The 21,762-nt window shown below is 40.3% G+C and carries 18 protein-coding genes and 2 pseudogenes; 6 read left to right on the top strand and 14 right to left on the bottom strand.

Translation table 11 applies throughout. The annotated features are described in order from the left end of the window. Positions 1-25 precede the first annotated feature (25 nt). Both P20439_RS03775 and P20439_RS03770 read left to right on the top strand, forming a co-directional pair. Complete coding sequence (locus P20439_RS03775; protein WP_008464736.1) at positions 26-832, top strand: inner membrane protein YpjD; 807 nt, start codon at positions 26-28, stop codon at positions 830-832. A gap of 61 nt (positions 833-893) precedes the next feature. Next, entirely contained in the window at positions 894-2,162 is a 1,269-nt protein-coding gene (locus tag P20439_RS03770) for an HlyC/CorC family transporter (RefSeq protein WP_138956964.1), read from the top strand. Positions 2,163-2,217: 55 nt separating this feature from the next. Here the strand turns inward: P20439_RS03770 and P20439_RS03765 are convergent, their stop codons facing one another. Both P20439_RS03765 and gshA read right to left on the bottom strand, forming a co-directional pair. Next, positions 2,218-2,901 carry a hypothetical protein gene (locus P20439_RS03765; RefSeq protein ID WP_008464733.1) on the bottom strand — a complete coding sequence of 228 codons (684 nt, stop codon included), beginning with the start codon at positions 2,899-2,901 and terminating at the stop codon, positions 2,218-2,220. Positions 2,902-3,261: 360 nt separating this feature from the next. After that, positions 3,262-4,839 (bottom strand): glutamate--cysteine ligase, encoded by a 1,578-nt coding sequence (gene gshA / locus P20439_RS03760; protein ID WP_008464731.1) that lies wholly within the window; start codon positions 4,837-4,839, stop codon positions 3,262-3,264. 426 nt (positions 4,840-5,265) lie between these two features. On the opposite strand from gshA, the gene P20439_RS03755 reads away from it, so the two are divergent. Then, complete coding sequence (locus tag P20439_RS03755) at positions 5,266-6,813, top strand: PAS domain-containing methyl-accepting chemotaxis protein (RefSeq protein ID WP_008464730.1); 1,548 nt, start codon at positions 5,266-5,268, stop codon at positions 6,811-6,813. 57 nt (positions 6,814-6,870) lie between these two features. Here P20439_RS03755 and clpB read toward each other — a convergent pair whose 3' ends face one another. The 3 genes from clpB to rluD all read right to left on the bottom strand — a co-directional run bounded on the left by clpB (position 6,871) and on the right by rluD (position 11,255). Then, a complete protein-coding gene (gene clpB / locus P20439_RS03750; protein WP_008114452.1) occupies positions 6,871-9,447 on the bottom strand; it encodes an ATP-dependent chaperone ClpB in 2,577 nt (858 codons plus the stop codon). Positions 9,448-9,543: 96 nt separating this feature from the next. Continuing rightward, the gene (gene pgeF, locus P20439_RS03745; protein WP_008114450.1) at positions 9,544-10,275 is read right to left on the bottom strand and encodes a peptidoglycan editing factor PgeF; all 732 of its coding nucleotides are present in this window, start codon (positions 10,273-10,275) and stop codon (positions 9,544-9,546) included. 2 nt (positions 10,276-10,277) lie between these two features. Next, the gene (gene rluD, locus P20439_RS03740; RefSeq protein WP_008114448.1) at positions 10,278-11,255 is read right to left on the bottom strand and encodes a 23S rRNA pseudouridine(1911/1915/1917) synthase RluD; all 978 of its coding nucleotides are present in this window, start codon (positions 11,253-11,255) and stop codon (positions 10,278-10,280) included. A gap of 141 nt (positions 11,256-11,396) precedes the next feature. Here rluD and P20439_RS03735 point away from each other — a divergent pair, with 141 nt between their 5' ends. Then, a complete protein-coding gene (locus P20439_RS03735; protein WP_008114446.1) occupies positions 11,397-12,161 on the top strand; it encodes an outer membrane protein assembly factor BamD in 765 nt (254 codons plus the stop codon). A 59-nt stretch (positions 12,162-12,220) separates the two neighbouring features. Here P20439_RS03735 and P20439_RS03730 read toward each other — a convergent pair. Further along, positions 12,221-12,560, bottom strand: a pseudogene (locus P20439_RS03730) (P-II family nitrogen regulator). A 156-nt stretch (positions 12,561-12,716) separates the two neighbouring features. On the opposite strand from P20439_RS03730, the pseudogene P20439_RS03725 reads away from it, so the two are divergent. Next, positions 12,717-13,260 (top strand): annotated as a pseudogene (locus P20439_RS03725) (GspH/FimT family pseudopilin). 69 nt (positions 13,261-13,329) lie between these two features. Further along, positions 13,330-13,863, top strand: a complete 534-nt coding sequence (locus P20439_RS03720) for a GspH/FimT family protein (protein ID WP_008114442.1) — start codon at positions 13,330-13,332, stop codon at positions 13,861-13,863. 9 nt (positions 13,864-13,872) lie between these two features. On the opposite strand, the gene P20439_RS03715 is transcribed toward P20439_RS03720, so the two are convergent. From P20439_RS03715 to lspA, 8 genes are all read right to left on the bottom strand, one after another. Continuing rightward, positions 13,873-14,292, bottom strand: a complete 420-nt coding sequence (locus P20439_RS03715) for a type IV pilin protein (RefSeq protein ID WP_008114440.1) — start codon at positions 14,290-14,292, stop codon at positions 13,873-13,875. 9 nt (positions 14,293-14,301) lie between these two features. Beyond that, a complete protein-coding gene (locus P20439_RS03710) occupies positions 14,302-17,409 on the bottom strand; it encodes a PilC/PilY family type IV pilus protein (RefSeq protein ID WP_008114438.1) in 3,108 nt (1,035 codons plus the stop codon). Between the two features lies 1 nt (position 17,410). Next, positions 17,411-17,896: a hypothetical protein gene (locus P20439_RS03705; protein WP_008114436.1), complete on the bottom strand. Its 486-nt coding sequence runs from the start codon at positions 17,894-17,896 to the stop codon at positions 17,411-17,413. Further along, positions 17,884-18,879 (bottom strand): PilW family protein, encoded by a 996-nt coding sequence (locus P20439_RS03700; RefSeq protein ID WP_008114434.1) that lies wholly within the window; start codon positions 18,877-18,879, stop codon positions 17,884-17,886. Before P20439_RS03700 ends, P20439_RS03705 begins: the two co-directional genes overlap by 13 nt. Position 18,880: 1 nt before the next feature. After that, positions 18,881-19,441: a type IV pilus modification protein PilV gene (gene pilV / locus P20439_RS03695; RefSeq protein WP_008114431.1), complete on the bottom strand. Its 561-nt coding sequence runs from the start codon at positions 19,439-19,441 to the stop codon at positions 18,881-18,883. A 444-nt stretch (positions 19,442-19,885) separates the two neighbouring features. Then, positions 19,886-20,815, bottom strand: a complete 930-nt coding sequence (gene ispH, locus P20439_RS03690) for a 4-hydroxy-3-methylbut-2-enyl diphosphate reductase (RefSeq protein ID WP_008114427.1) — start codon at positions 20,813-20,815, stop codon at positions 19,886-19,888. Beyond that, a complete protein-coding gene (gene fkpB / locus P20439_RS03685; RefSeq protein WP_008114425.1) occupies positions 20,815-21,255 on the bottom strand; it encodes an FKBP-type peptidyl-prolyl cis-trans isomerase in 441 nt (146 codons plus the stop codon). Before fkpB ends, ispH begins: the two co-directional genes overlap by 1 nt. Next, on the bottom strand, positions 21,252-21,752 hold the full coding sequence (lspA, locus tag P20439_RS03680; protein ID WP_008114424.1) for a signal peptidase II: 501 nt from the start codon (positions 21,750-21,752) through the stop codon (positions 21,252-21,254). Before lspA ends, fkpB begins: the two co-directional genes overlap by 4 nt. Between the last annotated feature and the right edge of the window lie 10 nt (positions 21,753-21,762).

Genomic DNA, 21,762 nt, shown 5'->3' with positions numbered 1-21,762 from the left:
ACTTCAATTAAGTGGCCAAAGCAAAATGCTGATTATTAGTTTAACTATTATTGCCAGTTTATTTTATGTGTTAGCAACGTCTCACGTGCTTTCGCGATTGTTTCATCATCAGGGGCCGAGCCAAAAAGTTACTATAATACTTAGTACTGTCGCTATTTTGGCGCACATGCTGCTATTAGTAAATTCGGTATTTAGAGCTGATGGGCAAGATTTAAGTATTGTTAATGTGGCATTACTGACTTGCTGGATTATTGTGCTGTGTGTTACCACTGTTTCTTTAAAGTTTCCCGCAACCTTGCTACTACCTGTTGTTTATGGCTTTGCTGCACTGCTAACAATTTCTAGCCTATTTATCCCTCATCATGTTTTATTACAAAGTATAAATGTAGAGCTGGCACTGGTTGCACATATATCACTGTCGTTATTAGCCTACTGTATTTTAATTATTGCCACTTTGTATGGCGTGCAGTTTTACTTTATTGATAAACGCTTAAAGCGAAAAGACTTAGCGATAGTTCACAGTCACTTACCGCCACTCATGGTGGTAGAACGCCAACTTTACCAGTTATTAAACTTAGGTACCGTATTATTAAGTGTGGCGCTCATTACCGGATTTGTATTTCTAGATGGCATGTTTGCCAAAGAGTTTATTCACAAAACAATCTTATCTCTAGTTGCTTGGGCCATTTTTGCTACGATTGCAGTTGGCCATGTAAAACGTGGTTGGCGAGGCAAAGTAGTGGTAGTGAGTATAATGATTGCCGCATTTACACTCACACTTGCTTATTTTGGTAGCCGTTTTATACAAGAAGTGGTCCTAAATAAGTTTTAACTTGACTCTGAAAGCTCACTCTAGCTTAATACGCATTGGTTTATAAAAAAAGGATCCATCGTTGGACGACATATCGACAAGTACCCTGTTTATCATATTAGGTTTATTGGTGCTTTTTTCTGCTTACTTCTCCGGGTCAGAAACCGGAATCATGTCAATCAACCGTATTCGTTTGCGACACCTCGCTAAAGAGAACCATCGTGCTGCGAAACGCGTTAGTAAATTACTGAGTCGACCAGATAGGTTGATAGGTCTGATCCTAATTGGTAATAACCTGGTTAATATTGCTGCAGCGCAGGTAGCCACCATAATAGGTATACGCTTGTATGGCGATTTAGGTATTGCTATAGCAACGGGTGCATTAACACTAGTTGTGCTAATTTTCGCTGAAGTAACGCCAAAAACACTGGCCGCCCTCTATCCTGAGCGAGTCGCTTTTCCTAGCTCTGTGATACTTAAGGGCTTGTTAAAAATACTCTTCCCATTTGTGGTAGTTGTTAACTGGATGACCAACGGCATATTACGCTTATTTGGCATTAGTGCTGCACAAATAGATGAGCACAGCATGAGTAAAGAAGAATTAAAAACCGTGCTAAATGAATCAGGTGCACTGATCCCGGCACGCCACCAAAGTATGCTGACCTCAATTTTAGATTTAGAGCAGGTTACCGTTGAAGATATTATGATACCCCGCAATGAGATTGTGGCGATTGATATCAACGATGACTGGAAAATAATTAGTAAACAGCTAACTCATGCTCAACATACTCGCGTACTTTTATACCGCGATAACATTGATGATGCAGTGGGCTTTATTCACTCTCGTGATGCATTACGTCTTCTTACTAAAGAGCAATTCGACAAACCTTCGCTCCTTCGAGCTGTACGCGAGATATACTTTATTCCTGAGGGAACGTCGCTTAATACTCAACTGCTGAAGTTTCAGTTGTCGAAAGAACGAATTGGCATCGTTGTTGATGAATATGGCGATATACAAGGCTTAGTCACCTTAGAAGATATTCTTGAAGAGGTTGTGGGCGATTTCACCACCACTCAAACCCGTACACCAAGTGAAGAAGTAACCACACAAAGCGATGGTTCTTATATAGTTGATGGTGGTGCCAACGTGCGCGACTTAAATAAAGAAATGGGTTGGGAATTCCCATTAGATGGCCCTAAAACACTCAGTGGCCTTATTGTTGAGTATTTGGAAGATATTCCAGATGCTAACTTAAGTATTCGTATTGCGGGCTATCCGGTTGAAGTACTTGAAGTAAAAGAAAACATGATCAAACAAGTTAAAATTCAACCCAATAAACGTAAAAAATAAACCAATAAAAAGGAGCCAAATGGCTCCTTTTTTGATTAATCTGGGTTTAGGTTAGTTAAAAGAATAAACGCTCAAACCAACCTTTGTCTAAATCATCTTCACAACGTCTTAGCTGCACACCATAACGGCTTGCACGGTGTTTTACTTTATTGGCAACGCTCATTAGCCACTTTTTCTTGCGGTAGGTGCCTCGCTTATAACCGCCCCACCCTTCATGATAATTTAGATACTGTGCGTAAGCATCCCACTTAGACACCCCATTTATTTTATGGGTTTTATAAACAAACCATGCCATAAAGTCGATCGCATCTTCAAATTCGTCTCTATCGGCACCGCTATTACCTGTTTCACGAATATAGTCAGACCAAGTTGGCGTTTTAGCTTGAGAATAACCATAAGCATCGCTTGCACGGCCAGTTGGAATTATCCATAAAAAGTATTCCATAGGCGGTGCAGCATCATGACGAAAAGAGCTTTCTTGATACATCATGCTCATTAACACATGCTTGGGTGAGCCCCACTTATCTTGGGCGTCTTTAGCATCAAAATACCAGTCAGATTTCTCTTCAAAGATTTTACAAATATCTTCGGGTTGCTTGGGTGGCGCAGTGGCACAACCCGCTAAAGTAAGCACTAGAGATAAAGTAATAATATTTTTTTCATTTTTTAAGATCTCACTGAACTTTTTAAAAAAGTGTGGGTCTGAATCTATGAATGCAGTAGTACAGCATTGTTTCATCCCTAAAGAATATTTACGCAGCTACTATGGGCTGCGTTTTTTTTGCCTACTACTTACTTGGGTCTGTTGACCTTTCAAGGTTGAATTTGCAGCAGTTTGTTTGGTATTTAGGCAAGGCAAAGCCTATGTGGTGTGGTTATTCCCCATAAATAGGCGATAACGCAGCATCAATGCCAAACAGGTGCTGCCCTTCGGGTTCTGCCTAGGAGCGATTTACTCTTTGTTGCTCGGTTTTTACTTATTCTTACATGGATGTAAGCCAGTAGAATAACGCAGGAGCAGTTATCGAGCCCACTAGGTTACAAACCTCGCGCCGCGATTAAACCGCTCCTAGTTTGAACAAATTGTAATCCGCAAAGGTCAACAGACCCTGAAATACGTATCTAAAAATGCAGTAAATGATTGATTATCGGCTTGCTCAATTGCTTTTTGAGCCTGGTAAGACTCTGCCGCTTGTTGCGCTAACCACGACTTTGAGAATTCAGTATAACTGGCTGTCTCATGGCTTTGTTTGTACTTTTGAGCAAGTGAAAGTGCGAAGTGCCCATTATCTAGCCCTGATGCTTTTAACTGCTCAACATAACGCCCTGAATAAGTTAATGTCGGATTATGCACCCACATTGCCATGCGCTTAATAGTGTTTGAGTAATAGTCAACACCGTATGCGTTATCCATCCACTTCGCAACGTCAACGAGCTGGTTAAATATTTCATCGCCCCATGACTCAAGACTGCGCGGCTCATTATTAAAATTAAGCATCAGGCCTTTTTCTCGGCCTTGGTTCACCACTGTATCAAGGTTTTCAGTGCTACGTGCTTGCTCTTGCCAATTCATAGGCGCTGAGTCTTTTAATAAACAATAGGTTAAAAATACATCTAAAAAGTGTATTTGCTCTAAATCAATGCCAACCTCACTAAATGGGTTAACATCCAATGCACGAATTTCAATATATTCTATACCCGCTCTTAGTAGTGCATCGGTGGGTGTTTCACCATTTTTAGCATTACGCTTAGGGCGGATTGGCGAGTAAAACTCGTTCTCTATTTGTAGAATATTTTTATTTAGTTGCTTTGGCTCGGCACTCGTATAGTCGTCAATACTGCCATAAATATCTGAAGGCGTATTTATGGCCTTTTTCAACCCTGCAACATACTCATCTAATGAGTTATACATTACACGTAGTGATGACTGAGCACTGTTGGTATAGCCTAGATTACCTAATCGTAGCGCAGTGCCCACTTCTAAATATAAAGTACCTTTGCCTAGCTTTTTAAACGGTAAGTCGCTTTTACGCCCTTGCAAGAATGAACTACACAATGCAGGTGACGCACCAAACATATAGCTAATTAACCACAACTCGCGTTTAAAATTGCGAATTAATGCTAAGTACCCATCAGATATAAAATCTGCAAGTTTTGCGTTGCTTTGCTTTAATGAGTGTAGTGACTGCCATAACGTTTCAGGAAAAGAAATATTAAAGTGCACGCCGGCAATCGCTTGCATCATACTACCATAACGGTTCTTTAAACCTTCACGATATAAGGTTTTCATTTTACCAACGTTAGAATCGCCAAATTGAGCTAAGACAATATCGTCTTGATGATTTATAAAACACGGCATACTAATTGGCCACAGCAGTTCATCGTCCATATGTTCTAGGGTGAACTTTTGTAGATCTTTCAGCTGTTGTAACGTTTGCGTTGATGACTCGCTAACCGGTGTAATAAACTCAAGTAAGGACTCAGAAAAGTCAGTCGTGATATGTCCGTTGGTAAGCGCACAGCCTACGCCTTCGGGGTGAGCTTGCTTAGAAATAGAACCATTGGGTTTAATTCTTAGTGATTCTCTCTCAATACCGCGCATAATACCTTTAATAGCATGCTGATTATCTGCATTAGATAACGCGTTGAGCGTGTTCTTTAAATTATAAGTTGCCAAAAAAAAGTTTCCTCGAGCCAAGTGGCTTAATCATAAGGTTATGGGGTCTAATTACCTTTACTCAAGATTAAATGAAGAAAAAACTACATGAATTTATTAGATATAGTTTTTAATGAATTTTAAACACGCTTTGTTTCACGCTATAAAAGATAATCTTGCCATTGCCACCAGCAATATACAATTTCTTTTACATATTATTTGCCACAATCCTCTACTGCCCCCAACGCATGATTTCCCCAATACGAAAGAGTGAATCCCTTGCTAAAAGTTTGTCATAATTAAAAAATTCAATTACCCTTAAAATTGATAAAGATCATAAAAATATCAAAAAAATGCCTTACTACTGCTATTTAAAACTTATCACTAACGTACGTTAGTTTTAGTAATTACAATAGCCATCCTAATAAAGAATGATAAAGAGTTACTATGCGTCGTAATCAAAGCTTAATAGATGAAGAGGTCACCTTTGAAGAGCACCAAGAGTTGGTTTCAACGACCGATCTTCGGGGTGTTATTACCTATGCCAATCATGAATTTTGCAGTATTGCTGGCTATGAAATGGATGAACTCATCAATAAAAACCACAATATAGTTCGCCACCCTGATATGCCTAAAGCGGCATTTAAAGAAATGTGGGACACCTTAAAGCAAGGCCATTCGTGGCGAGGTGCTGTAAAGAATTTATGTAAAGACGGCCGTTACTATTGGGTCGATGCATTTGTAACACCTATTTTCGAACATGGCCAATTGATTGGTTATCAGTCTGTGCGTGTAAAACTCTCGCAACGCGCAAAACGTAGAGCGCAGAAACTGTATGCCAAAATTAACGCTAATAAGTCACTATTTAGCTGGCGTGAGCGCACCTCACTCAGACAGGGCTTGAGCGTAGCCGGTGTTTTAGTTTGGTTAGCCAGTGTCGCTATTTGGGGTTCTATGGCGATTGCAGCAGTTAACCTGATAGTGTGTATCATCATTTTAGCATTAAATTATGATGAGCTAATAGCGACACCTGGTACCCTAAAACAGCAAAAAATCGAGGCGGATTCAGTATCTCGTTATGTATTTAGTGGCTCACACCCTCACAGTATTAGTGATTACCGAGAGCAAATGCTTTGCGCCAAGTTAAAAACGGTACTAGGGCGTGTTAAAGACTCAACCTTGAGTTTTAATACTATTGCCCAAGGCTTAGATCAGCAATCGACGCTAACCGAGCAAGGAATTTCTTCTCAGGGAACTCAGCTTGAGCAAATAGCCACTGCGATGTCACAAATGAGCACCACGATTGGTGAAATTTCTAATAATACCAATAATACCGCAGATAAAGTGGGGATCACCTATCAAAGCTGCTCTGATATAAAAAATCATATTGCCGATAACAGCAAGATGGTATCTGATTTAGCAGTACAAGTTGAGCAAGCGGCAACCACAGCCACAGGACTTGCCTCTGAGGCCGATAAAATTGGTCAGGTAATGAGTGAAATAGAAGGCATTGCAGAACAAACCAATTTGTTAGCACTTAACGCAGCAATTGAAGCTGCCCGAGCTGGTGAGCATGGTCGAGGTTTTGCGGTGGTCGCTGATGAAGTACGCGCACTGTCTTCACGTACTCAAAACGCCACAGCTCAAATTCACAGCTCAATTAAAGAGATTCAAGATACTTTGTTTAGCTGGTCTAAAATCATGCAGAGCACAAAACAACAAGCCGATGACTGTGTTAACACCACAGGGCAAACACAACAAGAGCTGGATAGTATCTTTACTCAAATTAGTGAAATTTCACAACTTGCTACCGATATTTCAGCCGCCGCAGAGCAACAACAGGTGGTAAGTAGAGATATTGGCAGCAATGTTGAAAAAATTAAAGGTTTGGGGGATGACAATTTACAACTCAGTTATAGCGTAGCGCATGGCGCTGCTGAATTGGTGGAAGGCTCACGAAAAGTAAATGATTTACTGCTTACCTTTAAAGTTTAACAATAAGATTTAAAATCAAACAAGCCGCTGTTAACAGCGGCTTGTTTATTTGTGTAATTAACGACTAGTAAATACTAAGCCTTCTGCATTCGCATCAATAACAATGATAGAACCGGGTTGAAAATCATTATTAAGCAGCTTCTGTGCTAATGGGTTTTCAATGGTCTGTTGTATAGCACGCTTAAGTGGGCGAGCGCCATAAACAGGATCAAAGCCACTGGCTGCAATTCGCTCAAGCGCAGCATCAGTCAATTCCAGTAAATAACCCATCTCTGTTAATCGTTCACGCAGCTTACTTAACTGAATATCAGCAATTTCTTTAATATGACTATGTGCCAACGGATGGAACACTACTGTTTCATCAATACGGTTAATAAATTCAGGCCTAAACTCGTTATGCAGCACACCCATCACTTTATTTTTCAGCTCATCGTAGTCATTATTGCCCGCTTGCTCTTGGATAATATCTGAGCCAAGGTTTGAGGTCATAATAATTACGCTGTTTTTAAAGTCGACAGTACGGCCTTGTCCATCTGTTAAGCGTCCATCATCAAGAACTTGTAATAAAATATTAAACACATCTGGGTGCGCCTTTTCTATTTCATCCAACAAAATAACCGAGTACGGCTTCCGACGAACAGCTTCCGTTAAGTAGCCACCTTCTTCGTAACCTACATAACCGGGAGGCGCACCGACTAAACGCGCAACTGAGTGTTTTTCCATAAACTCAGACATATCAATGCGTACCATGGCACTTTCGGTGTCAAACATATAGCCAGCCAACGCTTTTGTTAACTCTGTTTTACCCACCCCTGTTGGCCCTAAGAATAAAAATGAGCCAATAGGACGATTCGGATCAGCAAGCCCTGCGCGAGAACGACGAATGGCATTAGCCACCGCAACTACCGCTTCATCTTGCCCTATCACTTTATTGTGCAATTGCTCTTCCATTTGCAATAGTTTTTCACGTTCACCTTGAAGCATACGTGCCACCGGAATGCCGGTCCAACGTGATAGGATTTCGGCAATTTCGTCTTCGCCCACTTGGTTTTTAAGTAAGCTCATTTCTTGCATTTCGGCTTGCGATGCTAAATCAAGCTTACGCTCAAGCTCGGGAATACGGCCATATTGCAGCTCTGACATACGCTGTAAATCGCTTGCTCTGCGTGCCACTTCTAAATCAAGTCGTGCCTGTTCAAGCTCTGCTTTAATGACTTGCGTACCTTGCAAAGAGGCTTTTTCAGCATTCCATACTTCATCAAGCTCACGGTATTGCACTTCAAGCTCAGTGATCAGCTCAACCATTTCTGCACGGCGCTTTTGACTGGCCTCGTCTTTTTCTTTAGCCAAGGCGTTATCTTCAATTTTTAACTGAATGATACGACGCTCTAGCTTATCTAAGGCTTCAGGTTTTGAATCAATTTGCAGCCGAATAGATGAGCCCGCTTCATCAATTAAATCAATTGCTTTATCAGGCAATTGGCGATCACTAATATAGCGATGTGATAACTGTGCTGCAGCAACAATTGCCGGATCGGTGATCTCCACTGAATGGTGCAATTCGTAGCGCTCTTTTAGGCCACGTAATATAGCAATAGTGTCTTCAACCGATGGCTCTTCAATTAATACTTTTTGAAAACGACGCTCAAGCGCAGCATCTTTTTCAATGTATTTACGGTATTCATCCAGCGTTGTAGCCCCTACACAATGGAGTTCACCGCGTGCTAGTGCAGGCTTTAACATATTACCCGCATCCATGGCGCCATCACTTTTGCCAGCACCAACAATGGTATGAATTTCATCAATAAACAAAATTACTTGGCCTTCTTCTTTGGCCAACTCATTGAGTACTGATTTTAAACGCTCTTCAAACTCACCGCGGTATTTGGCTCCCGCAACTAATGCACCCAAATCAAGTGAGAGTACGCGTTTATTTTTTAAGCCCTCTGGAACTTCACCATTAATAATACGTTGTGCAAGCCCTTCGGCAATTGCGGTTTTACCCACCCCAGGCTCACCAATTAACACAGGGTTATTTTTGGTGCGACGTTGTAATACTTGGATGGTGCGACGAATTTCATCATCACGGCCAATTACAGGGTCAAGCTTACCTTGCTCTGCCCGCTCAGTTAGATCAATAGTATACTTTTCAAGTGCTTGACGAGTTTCTTCAGCATTAGGGTCATCAACTTTTTGACCACCGCGAATTGCCTCTATAGCAGTTTCAACTTTGTTAGCGGTGATATTAAGTGCTTTAAATACACTGCCAAGCGGTCCTTTATCCTCGCATGCAACTAATACAAACAGTTCGCTTGAGATATATTTATCTTTGCGTTTTTGGGCGTACTTATCACATAAATTAATAAGTGAAACCATGTTGTTTGACAATTGTACATCGCCACCAACACCCTCCACTTTAAATAATTTTTCTATCTCTTGAGAGAGTTTGGTATTGAGCTCGTCAACGCTAATGCCCATTTGTGCAAACAAAGCACGCACACTTGAGCCGCTTTGCTTTAATAAAGCATACATAAGGTGAACGGGTTCAATAAATTGATGATCGCGACCTAGCGCTAATGATTGCGCATCTGAAAGCGCAGACTGAAATTTACTTGTAAATCTATCTAAACGCATGAGGGTTTACCTATAAAAAAACGAATTACTTAATAAATGGGTATGTTAGCGGGTTTGTTCAAGGTATTGAGGGAAAAATAATCACTTAATGGTTATTTACTTGCGCCAGATCAAACTTACCATACGACCGGTTTGGCCATCTCGTCGATAAGAAAAAAACTGATTATCTTGAGAAAAAGTACAGTATTCACCACCACTAATATTCACAACACCCCGTTGGTTTAGCAAAATACGCGCTATATGATAAATATCAGCTAAATATTTATCGTTATTTTGAGGTTTAAACGCGTCGTGCAAAGCAGGATTATTGGCTGTAAATATTGCAACAACCTCTTGGCCGACTTCAAATCGATTAGCCCCTATTGCAGGACCTAACCAAGCATGTAAGTTCGTTGGTGCATGTTTAAAATAGCTAACTGTATTACTAATGATTCCTTGCGCTAACCCTCGCCAACCGGCGTGAATGGCAGCCACTTCTTGGCCATCGCTTGAGGTAAGTAAAATAGGTAAACAGTCAGCGGTCATTATAGCTAAAGGTTGATTGCTTAACTGCGTATAAAGCGCATCCCCCGTCAGAGTTTGTTTAGCGTCAAACCCTTCATCCACTCTAATTACGTCGGCGCTATGAACCTGATTTAACCAAACAGCCGGGTTAGGTAAGTGGGTATTTACATGCGCTCGATTGGTTAATACATCTTGGCGGTTATCACCTACATGCAATCCTAAATTCAAGCTATCAAATGGTGGCTTTGATACGCCTCCATCCCGTGTAGTACTCAATGTGTCTACACCCTGAATAGATTGCCATGTAGCTGATAAGCCAGACATAATTAACTAGCTATGTCTGGATTTGCTTTTGTATCTTCGCGCAATGCTTGAGTCATCTGAACCATATCATCAGGGATAGGTGCTTGCCAGGTCATCATTTCACCGGTAATTGGATGAGCAATGCTTAATTTAACGGCATGCAGCGCTTGACGCTTAAAGCTACGCAGTAACTCAAACAGCTCAGGCGTTGCCCCTTTTGGTGGACGAGGACGGCCGCCATAAGATTGATCGCCAATTAAGGGATGATTTAAGTACGCCATATGCACGCGAATTTGGTGCGTACGTCCGGTTTCAAGGCGTAAACGCAAACGAGTATGAGCACGGAACTTTTCTGCTACACGGTAATGCGTAATCGCAGGTTTACCCATTTCATGAACAGCCATGTGCGTACGCTGAGTTGGATGACGGCCAATCGCTTTTTCAACCATACCACCGGCAGTCATAGTACCATTACATAACGCTTCATATTCACGTGTGAAATTTTCGCGCTTTTGTAAGGCTTTAACCAAATGAGTTTGAGCTTGAATGGTTTTAGCTACAACCATTAAGCCGGTTGTGTCTTTATCAAGACGATGCACTATACCCGCTCGTGGTACGTTAATAATTTCTGGGAAGTGATGAAGTAATGCATTTAACACAGTACCGTCAGGGTTACCTGCACCAGGATGAACCACTAATCCCATTGGTTTATTGATCACTAAAATATCATCGTCTTCATAAACGATGTTTAATTTGATATCTTGTGCTTCGTATTCACGAGGTGCTTCTATTGTTGTTTCAACAGCTACAACTTCACCACCGAGTAATTTTTCACGCGGGGTGTTGAAAATTTCGCCGTCAACGGTGATTTTATCATCTAAAATCCACGTTTTTATCCGTGATCGTGAATAATCAGGGAACAATTGTGCTAATACTTGGTCTAGACGTTTACCACCTAAGTCTGTTGGGACCTCGGCTTGGAGAGATATTTGCTCTGACATTAGTAACTTTACCCAATTTACCAGTGCAAGCTTTGCTTGACTGGGTTAGAATCGCTTTTAATAAAAGCATAACATAATACGCATAGTTTACTCGGTTTTACCCACTTGGCCTAGCCGAAGACATCGAAGGTAACAAATAAAATGATAAATAAAATAGGGAAACGTGCATTCGCCATTGTTTTTTCAGTTTCAGTGCTTAGTTTAGGGGCTTGTTCGTCTGCGCCTGACCAAGAAGACATTCAACGAGTACCAAACAGATCAGCACAAGCACTATACGAAGATGCAAAACAAACGCTTGATTCTGGTTTATACGCACGTGCAATTGAACTGTTAGCGGCAATTGATTCTCGCTACCCGTTTGGCCCGTTTTCAAAGCAAGTACAGATGGATTTAGTGTACGCACATTACCAATCAGGTAATACAGAGCAGGCACTTGCTACCATTGACCGTTTTATTCGCTTAAACCCAAATCACAAAGATTTAGATTACATGTACTACATGCGTGGCTTGGTTAATATTAAAGCGGATAAAAATGCTTTCCAAGAGTACTTTGGTGTAGATAGAGCAGACAGAGACGCTAAACGTACCCGTGTAGCCTATACCGACCTATCAACCTTAGTTAAACGTTTTCCACAAAGTGATTATGCGCCAGAAGCAAAACGTCGTTTAGTTTGGCTATTAAATCGCATGGCACGTTATGAGCTAAAAGTTGCGACTTACTATTATGAACGTGAAGCTTATTTAGCAGCCGCGAATCGCGGTAAGTTTGTGGTAGAGCATTACTCACAAAGTAGCTACTTGGATGCGGCATTAGCCATGATGGAAAAAAGCTACGATAAGCTTGGATTAACTGAATTAAGTGAGAATGCAGCGCAAACGCGTAAATTCAATAGCAGAAATAAATAATACTAAAAAGGCGCTACTTTCAAATAAAAGTAGCGCCTTTTTTTTACTCAAGACTACGATTATATCGCGTCTTCATCCTCTTCTGCGGTACGAATACGCACAACACGCTCTACCTCAGTAACAAATATTTTACCATCACCTATTTTGCCTGTTTGTGCGGTTTTTAACAATCACATCAATAGCGCGTTCCACATCTTCATCACCAAGCACAATATCTAGCTTTACCTTAGGTAAAAAATCAACCATGTACTCTGCGCCACGGTATAGCTCGGTGTGGCCTTTTTGACGTCCAAACCCTTTTACTTCACTTACTGTCATACCCGTAATGCCAACATCAGATAGTGCTTCGCGCACGTCATCAAGCTTAAACGGTTTAATGATTGCTTCTATTTTTTTCATATTAGTTACTTTTGAAAGCCTCAGTTGCCTCGATTTTAGACAATCATGAGGTTCATAGCAAACAAAGTGATTGAATAGCACAGGTGAAAAATAATCATGGTATGATTATCCTCATAAATAATGCTTAGCTTAAAACAACTAATTTTTGAGATTCATATGAAAACTAAACACCGTGGATTTACCTTATTAGAATTAATGGTCACCGTGGCCATTGTTGGCATTATTGCCACTATTGCTTTGTGGAACAGTGGCGATATGCTGGAAGAAAACCGTGGGGAAAACTTTTTATTGGAACTAAAGCGCAATATTAGTTATGCACGTTCACAAGCAGCCAGTACTGACGAAATAGTCATTGTATGTGCAGCCTCAAAAAACAAAAGTAAAAAACAATGACGATACTCTTACATGCGCGGATGGATGGGATGTTGATAAAATAGTAATCACCTTCATCGATGCAAATAATGATGGTCAATATGATAAGGCAACAGATAGCCTTATTAGAGTAATGGAAGAAATTAGTCCCAATGATCGTATTTCATTTGCAGATAACAGTATACGATTTAATTCCAGCGGGCGTATTACCACAACGCCAGGCAATTTCATTTTTTGCCCTAATAATGGCACTGAAAATAATAAGGCTTTAACGCTATCACTATCGGGAACCGCCTTTTATGTTGGCGACACCAAAAGCAGTTGTTAATCGCTATTTTGTAGTTTGCTAATTATTGTCTAAACTTTAATCATGGACGGATAAAGCAAGGCTTCAGGGATGAGGTTAAACACAGGTTATCACCCACATAGTGGCTTTACACTAATTGAGCTCATGGTAGCAATTGTGGTTTTTGTGATCGTAGCGCAAATTTCACTCTGGTTTTTTGCCGACTTTTTAGCGAAAAACCGAGCTGACAATCAAATCTCTTTACTACACCGAAATATTAATTTTGCACGCCTTTACGCTATAGAGCATGACAGCTACGTAACACTGTGCGCTTTAAAAGATAAACAGTGCTCAGAGGGTGAGTGGCACACGGGTGTGTCTCTTTTTATTGATAATGATAGGTCAATATCACTTGATGATGATGAACTGTTAATTAGTACTTTTGAGTATACTCATAACGCCGATACGTTAGAGTATCCTCGTACAGCCATTACTTTTAGGCCTGATGGCTCGTTAAATGGATTTCAGAACGGCACTTTCGTATATTGCCCAAATAGTGATAAAGCAAACCTTGAGGGGCTTGCTTTATCTATTAGTCAAACTGGTCGAATACGAATAAAATCTACCAACAAATGCCAACAATAAGCGCTGTGCCTATCGACCCCAGCAATAGTTAATGTCGGTATTGCCTTTACTACCTGTTGCTCCTTTTAAGCCTACGTCATTAATCGTTAATGACGTACAATCAGCATCGCCTTTTACAGCGCCTGAAATCGGCTTAGCGGTAACTGTAAATGCATTATTATCAACCACTTTAATTGTTAGTTCAAAACTACCATTTTCAGTTTTGTTATTTATCCCTAAGTCATCAAACGAGGCTGTATAAGCACGGTTATCAACAAAATACTGTTCTTGCTTGTTTGCCGCATCTAAAAGCGCTGCTGCGGCTTCTGCACGTGATGCCCTTTTTACATACTCACTGTAATTAGGCACTGCAATAGCTGCGATGATGCCAACAATGGCCACGGCTATCATTAATTCAATTAAGGTAAATCCTTGTTGTTTTTTATTCATTAATAATCCCTAGTTACCCTCGTCATTTTCTTCACGCTTATAAATATAAGTCTGCTGTGTTTTAAAACCAAAACCAACAGATTTATCGTTTACCAACTGTATTTTTTTATCGACAATTTTTAAGCCTGGCCCCGTTATTTCTAGCGGCTTTAACGGGTTCGCTGTTTCACTGCCACTGATACCTGGACCAATCAAGTAGAACTGACTTTTTACATTTTCATTGGTATTGTCATCACACTTACCGTCGCCATTGCCATCAGCACAGCTACCACCAAAATAAAGCTGAGGCGTATCAGGCATCTCGTAACTTGTTTTAAATTTTAAGTTATCATACACCTTAGTGCCGTAATGTAAGTGAAACGCATAGAGCGAGCCGCCACCAGCACCTAATGAACATTGATTACTCGAAGCTCCTGTAGAACCAGGTGTAAACGAAGTGAAATAAGCCACACCGCCAACAACAGTTGCCGCTGCGAGTGATTTTTCGCCGCCGCTTAGTTTATATCGCCATCCTTTAAAATTATTAGATAGCTGGGCTTCTAATGCGTTAAAATCGCCCACATTATCTAATGCTTTGCCAAATAAGTCTTCGTTCATTAACATTAAATTATTCGGCACAATTGCAGCGGGTGCATTATTTTTGAATGATTTAGTGATGGTATTCTCATCCCTAATCATAAATAACTGATCAGCACTGTTACTCTTTAAAGGATTTGAGCGATTACCACTACCAATAAGTACCGCATCATAGGGTGTATCTAACCGTGAAGTCACTCCCTTACTTATAGTCACCTTACTAAACACGGTTCTTGCCACTACCGGCTTATAAAAGAAACGCCTGTCGGTATCAGCACCTAACTCAGCGAGTTTGTAATGACTAAATGCATTAGTGCTGATTCCAGGCATATCGATACGCCACACCCCGCCACCAGTATCGGCAGCATAAATTCTGTCAATATAACCATCATAATCTGAATCGAGTAAACTAACGTCAGCAGCAATACTGTGCTTGCCTTTAAAAGCATTATCACTTCTAAGTGACCATACTTTCTCGCCGGTTTTAGCTTTTACAATATAAACATCGCGACCCATTGTATCGGCATCTCGAGTATTGTCTTTACTGGTATCGTAGCCTGCGCCAAATACCAGTAAAGGCTCATCACCCCATGCTTTAATGTAAGCTATTTGTGGTTTAGACCATGTTTGCCCTAATTCCTCAAAACCTTTATCGCCACCTTTAATTGGACTCTTCCACAGTTTTTTAGGGGTATCTGGATTAGAAATATCAAAAGCATAATAATTACGACCACCACGGCGCATACCGGCTATAGCCCACACTTCATCTCCGCTGCTGGCATTGATAATGCCATCATTTAGGCCTTCACTATTTAAACTTTTATTGTTGAAATAAACACTAATAGGTCCGTCCATGCCATATTCTTTGCCTTTTTCCTTTGAACGCAAAGGGTTAAGAATTGAGTACAGCGCGGAGGGGATAAATGCCCAACTTTCTTCTACCTTATTATTTTTGCTATCGTCTTTGAACATATGCAAAAACCCTGCATTTGTCCCTATTAGAATGCGTACATCATTATTACCATAATCGATAGCCAACGGTTTAGAATGTAACGGATCGCCAAATATGTCGTTGCGTTTGTCCTGTGAAGAGCCATCGCCATCTTCATCGTCAACATCAATACCACGAGCCCAATTTATTGTGCTTTCAAGCTGAACATCACTAACAAGCAAATCATCTACTGATGGCTTATTCTTTTGCTTATTAACAATGTTGAAGACTTCACTTATCGTATCGTAATCAAAATTAATTAGCTGTCCTGATGGACCATCAGAAAATAATTTTCGCTCTTTGCTGCTGCTAGCAAGCGCGGCATTCACGCCCCCTTGTTTTACAGCATTACCATCTGGTGCACTATCAGCATCTGGCCAAAAGGTATGCGCGTTTTTATCGATTAGACCGTTGCTATCAAGTGCTTTTACGCCTTTGGTATCGACTATTTTATTACCTGATACTTCTAGCTTTTTCAAGTTACCTTGCCAACGAGTACCAATTTCGGGATAAAACATTGTGAAGTAAATTGCGTTTTTACTGCGTGTTTGGTCAACGTTATTACTGGCAAACGACGGTGAAGTAAATGAGCTGTTTTCTTCTCGTATTTGTGAAATTGTTTGATTTAACGCCTTAGAAAGTTCATCGGCTGTATCAGCATGAAGGTACTTACCTCCACCCACTCTGGCTGTCATATCGAGGAGATCTTTACCACCTTGACTCATGCCCGTACCAAAACCAATGGTATATACTCTCGCGGTATCAACTATGTCTGGCGTTTCAGAGAACAAATCAACTTGCGTTTGTTTGGTACCGTGTAAAATTTTTGCTAGGGCAACTAAGTAACTATTTTTGTACTCACCTGACTCAAAAGGAATAGCATCAATAAAAATTGAGTTATGTAGCTTTTTTATATTACTGTTTCTGTCGCTATCGTTACTTGGGTCGCCGTCAGTCATTAAGATCACATTAATCGAGTTATCACAACGCAGCAATTCTTTGTTGCCTTTGTCATCTTTTCGAAATGGTGATTTGTAGTACTTGTTGTTATCTACTGCTTTGTCACGATCCTGAATACCGTCTGCGAAGTCTATTTTTTGGCCTGTCATGTAGAGATAGGCTTCCCATAATGTTTCCGTAATTGGTGTCGCACCATCAGCGGGCAAATCATCAACTGCTTTTAATATTTTTGTATTGTTACTGTGAATACGCGACAACACATAGCCGCCATCACTGCCTGCAAATCGCATCAAACCAAAATCAACATCCTTGTTACTGTTAACTAAATTCTTCACTGCATTTTGGGCAACATTTAAGCGATTATCATCACACAATATCCATCGTCTATTGTAGTTGTCATAACCACAATCATTACCAGTCAAAGTAGAAAAAGCCATACTGCCGGAAGTATCAAACACAATCAAAACACGTGCATTTTCATCTGTTTGAACATTATGGTTAACGTATAACTCTATATCTTCGGCTACTGCAGGTGCGCTCGCAACTAAGCCAAGTAATACAGGTAACATATTCTTTAATTTAAATTTCATCTTAAATACCTTTACTTATACTAGCCATCTCTTGAGCGACACCGGTTACTATAGTGATTTGGTGTTTACTTTTAGAGCCATAGTCTATGGTTGTTGATACCTGAACCATATTGCAGGAAATCCCCGTCGTAAAATTAAAGCGTCTAGGACACTTTAAATCAAGCATGCCGTTATTTAAGTTAACCATATTGCTTGTCATATCATTACGGTTTGCAATTTCGATACCGCTATCTGTGACTTCATCGGGGGTCAAAAAGAACTGATTAGCAGCCCCTTTACTTACCTCATCAGCAATGATCCGCTGTACTTCACCAATTAATTGATTTTCAGCGACTTCACGTTCCTGTGCGGCATTAGTGATCTTAATATCAATACTACTGCTGCTCATTAAGGTTACCGCAATCCCCGTCACAGCTATCACCATAATAAGTGCCGTAATAAGCACAACACCCTGTTGCTTACTCCTCGTAGGGCTTAAATGCGCCATAAATTCGATCCTGCATTGTTTAAACGTATTGTTGTAGTAAAAACAGTACGTCTGAAATTGTCTGAAAACGTTAAAGTTCGGCTGTTAGCATCTTCACCAAGAATATAGGTTTGGTTTTTTATAGAAATCCCAGGATCTGGCTGTAATGCTCTGATCAATAAAAAAACTTGAACGGTTAAAACACCTTTTTGATTTTCCCACTGTGCAATACTCATATCATCAATGCTTCTGTATGTATCTACACGGCTATCACTAGTGGTATCTAAACCAAACACAAAGCGCATATTCTCGACGCCTTCCATAATGGTTTCCGTTGTCATCGAATCTCCGACTAAGCGTTTTCGCATTAATGCAGGAACCGTAATGCTTTTATTGTTTACTGTATAAGTTTGCTCTGAAATATAGTAACTATGATGGCTATACGGCCAAATACTGGCATTAAGATTCACAGTAGCCGGGTCAATAACACCGCGAACAAAACGGGCGCTTTCTTGCTCAGCAATAAAATAGTTTTCATCACTTTGGGTTTGATTGGCACCCGCTTCTACCTGTAGTTGACGACCTTGCAAAAACTTTACTTGTAAAATGTCAGTTCCTGCTAGCGGATTATTAATACAGCTAAGCTCACTTGAATCTACTGCTACTTTGGCAAATAGACCTTTAAAGTTGCTGCTACTCGCTAAATTAGGGAAGCTACCATTGTTATCACCTTCAGAGCAATCACCTGTTGGGCTTGCTAATGTGGTGGTATTTATAGCGGTAAATGAATCATCATAAAAAGTCCCCCAAAAACCAACTTGTTCAATATCTCGTTGCATAATGTTAATGGCTAAGCGACCTGATTCTTGTAACTCGCCTATGGTCATAGTGTCTTTGGTGGTCACTTTCATGCCAATATAAGTAAACATCACACCACCGAGGATCAAGCCACCAATAAAAAGTGAAATCATCATTTCAACTAGGGTAAATCCGGCTTGCTTCATTTTAACTCCTGACATAAACATAACTGTTTAACACCACCAAACGGCGTTTTTTATCTGCTACGCCACAGCTAATATTTCCAGTAGCCTCACTCGCTTTAAATTCTTGGCGCCCCTGCCAGGTTACAATTACTTCAACATTAAATGCATTACCTGCAGCACTGGCAACAGCTGTAGGGTTAATACATACCGAGGCATCATCTAATGAGCCTGTATTTTCGCGAGCACGAATAGCACGCTTCCACTGCTCAATATCTAAGGCAGCAATTTGTGCATTAGTGCAAGAGTTTGTAAAACACGTATTTGATGAGTTCTTGCCAGTATCACTATTAAAGTCAACATCATAAAGAGTCGCTAGTTGCGGTGTGTCATTAGCGCGTATTCGTTGAATAATATCATTGCCAAGTGCCACGGCTGCTGCACGTTGCATTGAGTCAAAGCTCGCTTGCTTTGCTTTAGCTTGTAAGGCAACTGCTCCTAATAAACCAAAACTGAGAATAATAAAGGCGATGAGCACTTCTATAAGTGTAAAGCCTTTTGAAAATTTAATCTGGTGTGCAAACATAAGGTAGCCAAAAAATGTTGATTGGTGCAATTGTATACATTTACGAAACATATTCAATATACAACCGCTCGCACAATGAAATAGTTGGCTATTACGATAATCAGCGTTTAAGTACTGTATTTTGGGATACTTGGCTGTTTTTCCATCTGTAAAATATTTTGAAAAACAGTAAAAAGCGTTTAAGCCTCAAAGAGATAAAAATAAGTAAGGATGGAATCCGGTTATAGACTTGTTTAATGAAATAGTGAATGGCGCTTTTATTTAGTTCAAAGCCATAAACCAAACAGAAGCACATATTGAAATGGAAGTGGTTTATTTTATTGCTATTTTTAGGAATATTAAAAATAACAAAAAAATATTAAAAAAATGATTAAAAAGGCTGAATGAAAGTAATCCACTGCATGTCAGTTACTAATTCATTCAGCTTTTTCATCATTTAAAAAATTAACGCAGCTCTACTGGTACAGCAAAAACGATGTTTTCTTCTTCACCTGGATTCTCGATTACTTGCTTGCCACCTAGCTCTTTTAAGCGAGTAATCACTTGCTGAACTAATACCTCAGGAGCTGAGGCGCCGGCAGTCACACCTACACTATTGATGCGATCAAACCATGATGCTTCAACATTACTAGCATCATCAATTAAATAGGCTTGCGTACCCATTTTATCAGCAAGTTCCCGTAAACGATTAGAGTTGGAACTATTTTTAGCACCCACAACCAATAACACATCCACTTTATCAGCTAAATCACGAACCGCATCTTGACGGTTTTGCGTTGCATAACAAATATCGTCTTTACGTGGGCCATCAATTGCAGGAAATTTACTACGTAAAGCATCAATCACATCGGCAGTATCATCTACAGATAGAGTTGTTTGGCTGCAGTAAAAAAGATTATCCGCATTTTTTACATCAAGCTTTAATACATCATCAACCGTTTCAACAAGGTAAATACCACCTTGCTCGTTATCGTATTGACCCATGGTACCCTCAACCTCAGGGTGTCCGTGGTGGCCAATTAAGATGCATTCAATACCTTTTTTACTAGCACGCGTTACTTCCATATGCACCTTAGTCACTAACGGACAGGTTGCATCAAATACTTTTAACTCTCTGCGTTTAGCCTCTGAGCGAACAGCCTGAGATACACCATGAGCGCTGAAAATAACAATGCTATCATCAGGAACCTGATCTAGTTCTTCAACAAACACGGCACCGCGATTTTTTAAACCATCAACCACATAACGGTTATGCACCACTTCGTGTCGCACATAGATTGGTTTTTCAAAAATATCTAAAGCGCGCTCAACAATACTGATTGCGCGGTCAACACCAGCGCAAAAGCCTCGTGGATTAGCTAATAATATTTCCATTAACCCTGCACCTCAATAATATCAACTTCAAACGTTAAACGCTGACCCGCTAATGGGTGGTTAAAATCGATAGTAACTGACTCACCTTGCACTTCACGCACCAAACCAGGAAGCTCAGTACCATCAGGTTGAGTAAAAGCAATAATCGCACCTACTTTAGCCGGTGTTTCTGCACCAAACTTACTACGATCTACATAATAAATATTATCTGGGTTTGGTTGACCAAAAGCATCTTCCGGCTCAAGTTCAAATGTTTTGCTTTCACCCGCCGTTAAGCCAAGTAAACATTTTTCAAAGTTAGCGGTTAAGCTGCCATCACCCATAGTCAGTTTTGCTGGCTTGTTATGCACTTTTGTTGAATCAGCGGCAGAGCCATCTTCCAGTTTAATAGAAAAATGAAAAATAACGTTTGAGTTTTCACCAATTACAGCTTGGCTCATGCTTTATGCTCCTTTGGTTCTTCGCCTGTAAAGGCGTCAAATAGTAATAATGCAGCGCCAATACAAATAGCACAGTCAGCAATATTAAATACGGGAAAATGTGAGTCTTCGTAAAACACATGTAAAAAGTCAATCACGTAGCCATAAGCAACACGGTCGTATAAGTTACCAATAGCACCTGCTAGCACTAACGAATATGCACCGCACAATACTTTATTAGACGCAGGAAGGCGTTTTAACCACCATACCAACAAACAACTAATCGCGATTGCTATTGCACTTAAAAACCAACGCTGCCAGCCACCCGCTTCGCTTAAAAAGCTATAGGCTGCACCGTAGTTATGGACATAAGTGATGCTAAAAACAGGCAATAAATTAATTGACTCACCATAAGCCATGGTGTTTACAACCAGTGTTTTACTGGCAAAGTCTATTACAAGCAGTAATAGACTCAACCAAAGCCACACTAAACCACTTTTTTGGGTTAGTTTGCTCACTAAAAACAAC

It is taken from the genome of Pseudoalteromonas sp. BSi20439, assembly GCF_000241165.1.
GTDB lineage: Bacteria > Pseudomonadota > Gammaproteobacteria > Enterobacterales > Alteromonadaceae > Pseudoalteromonas.
This window is presented reverse-complemented; position numbering and strand designations above follow the sequence as displayed.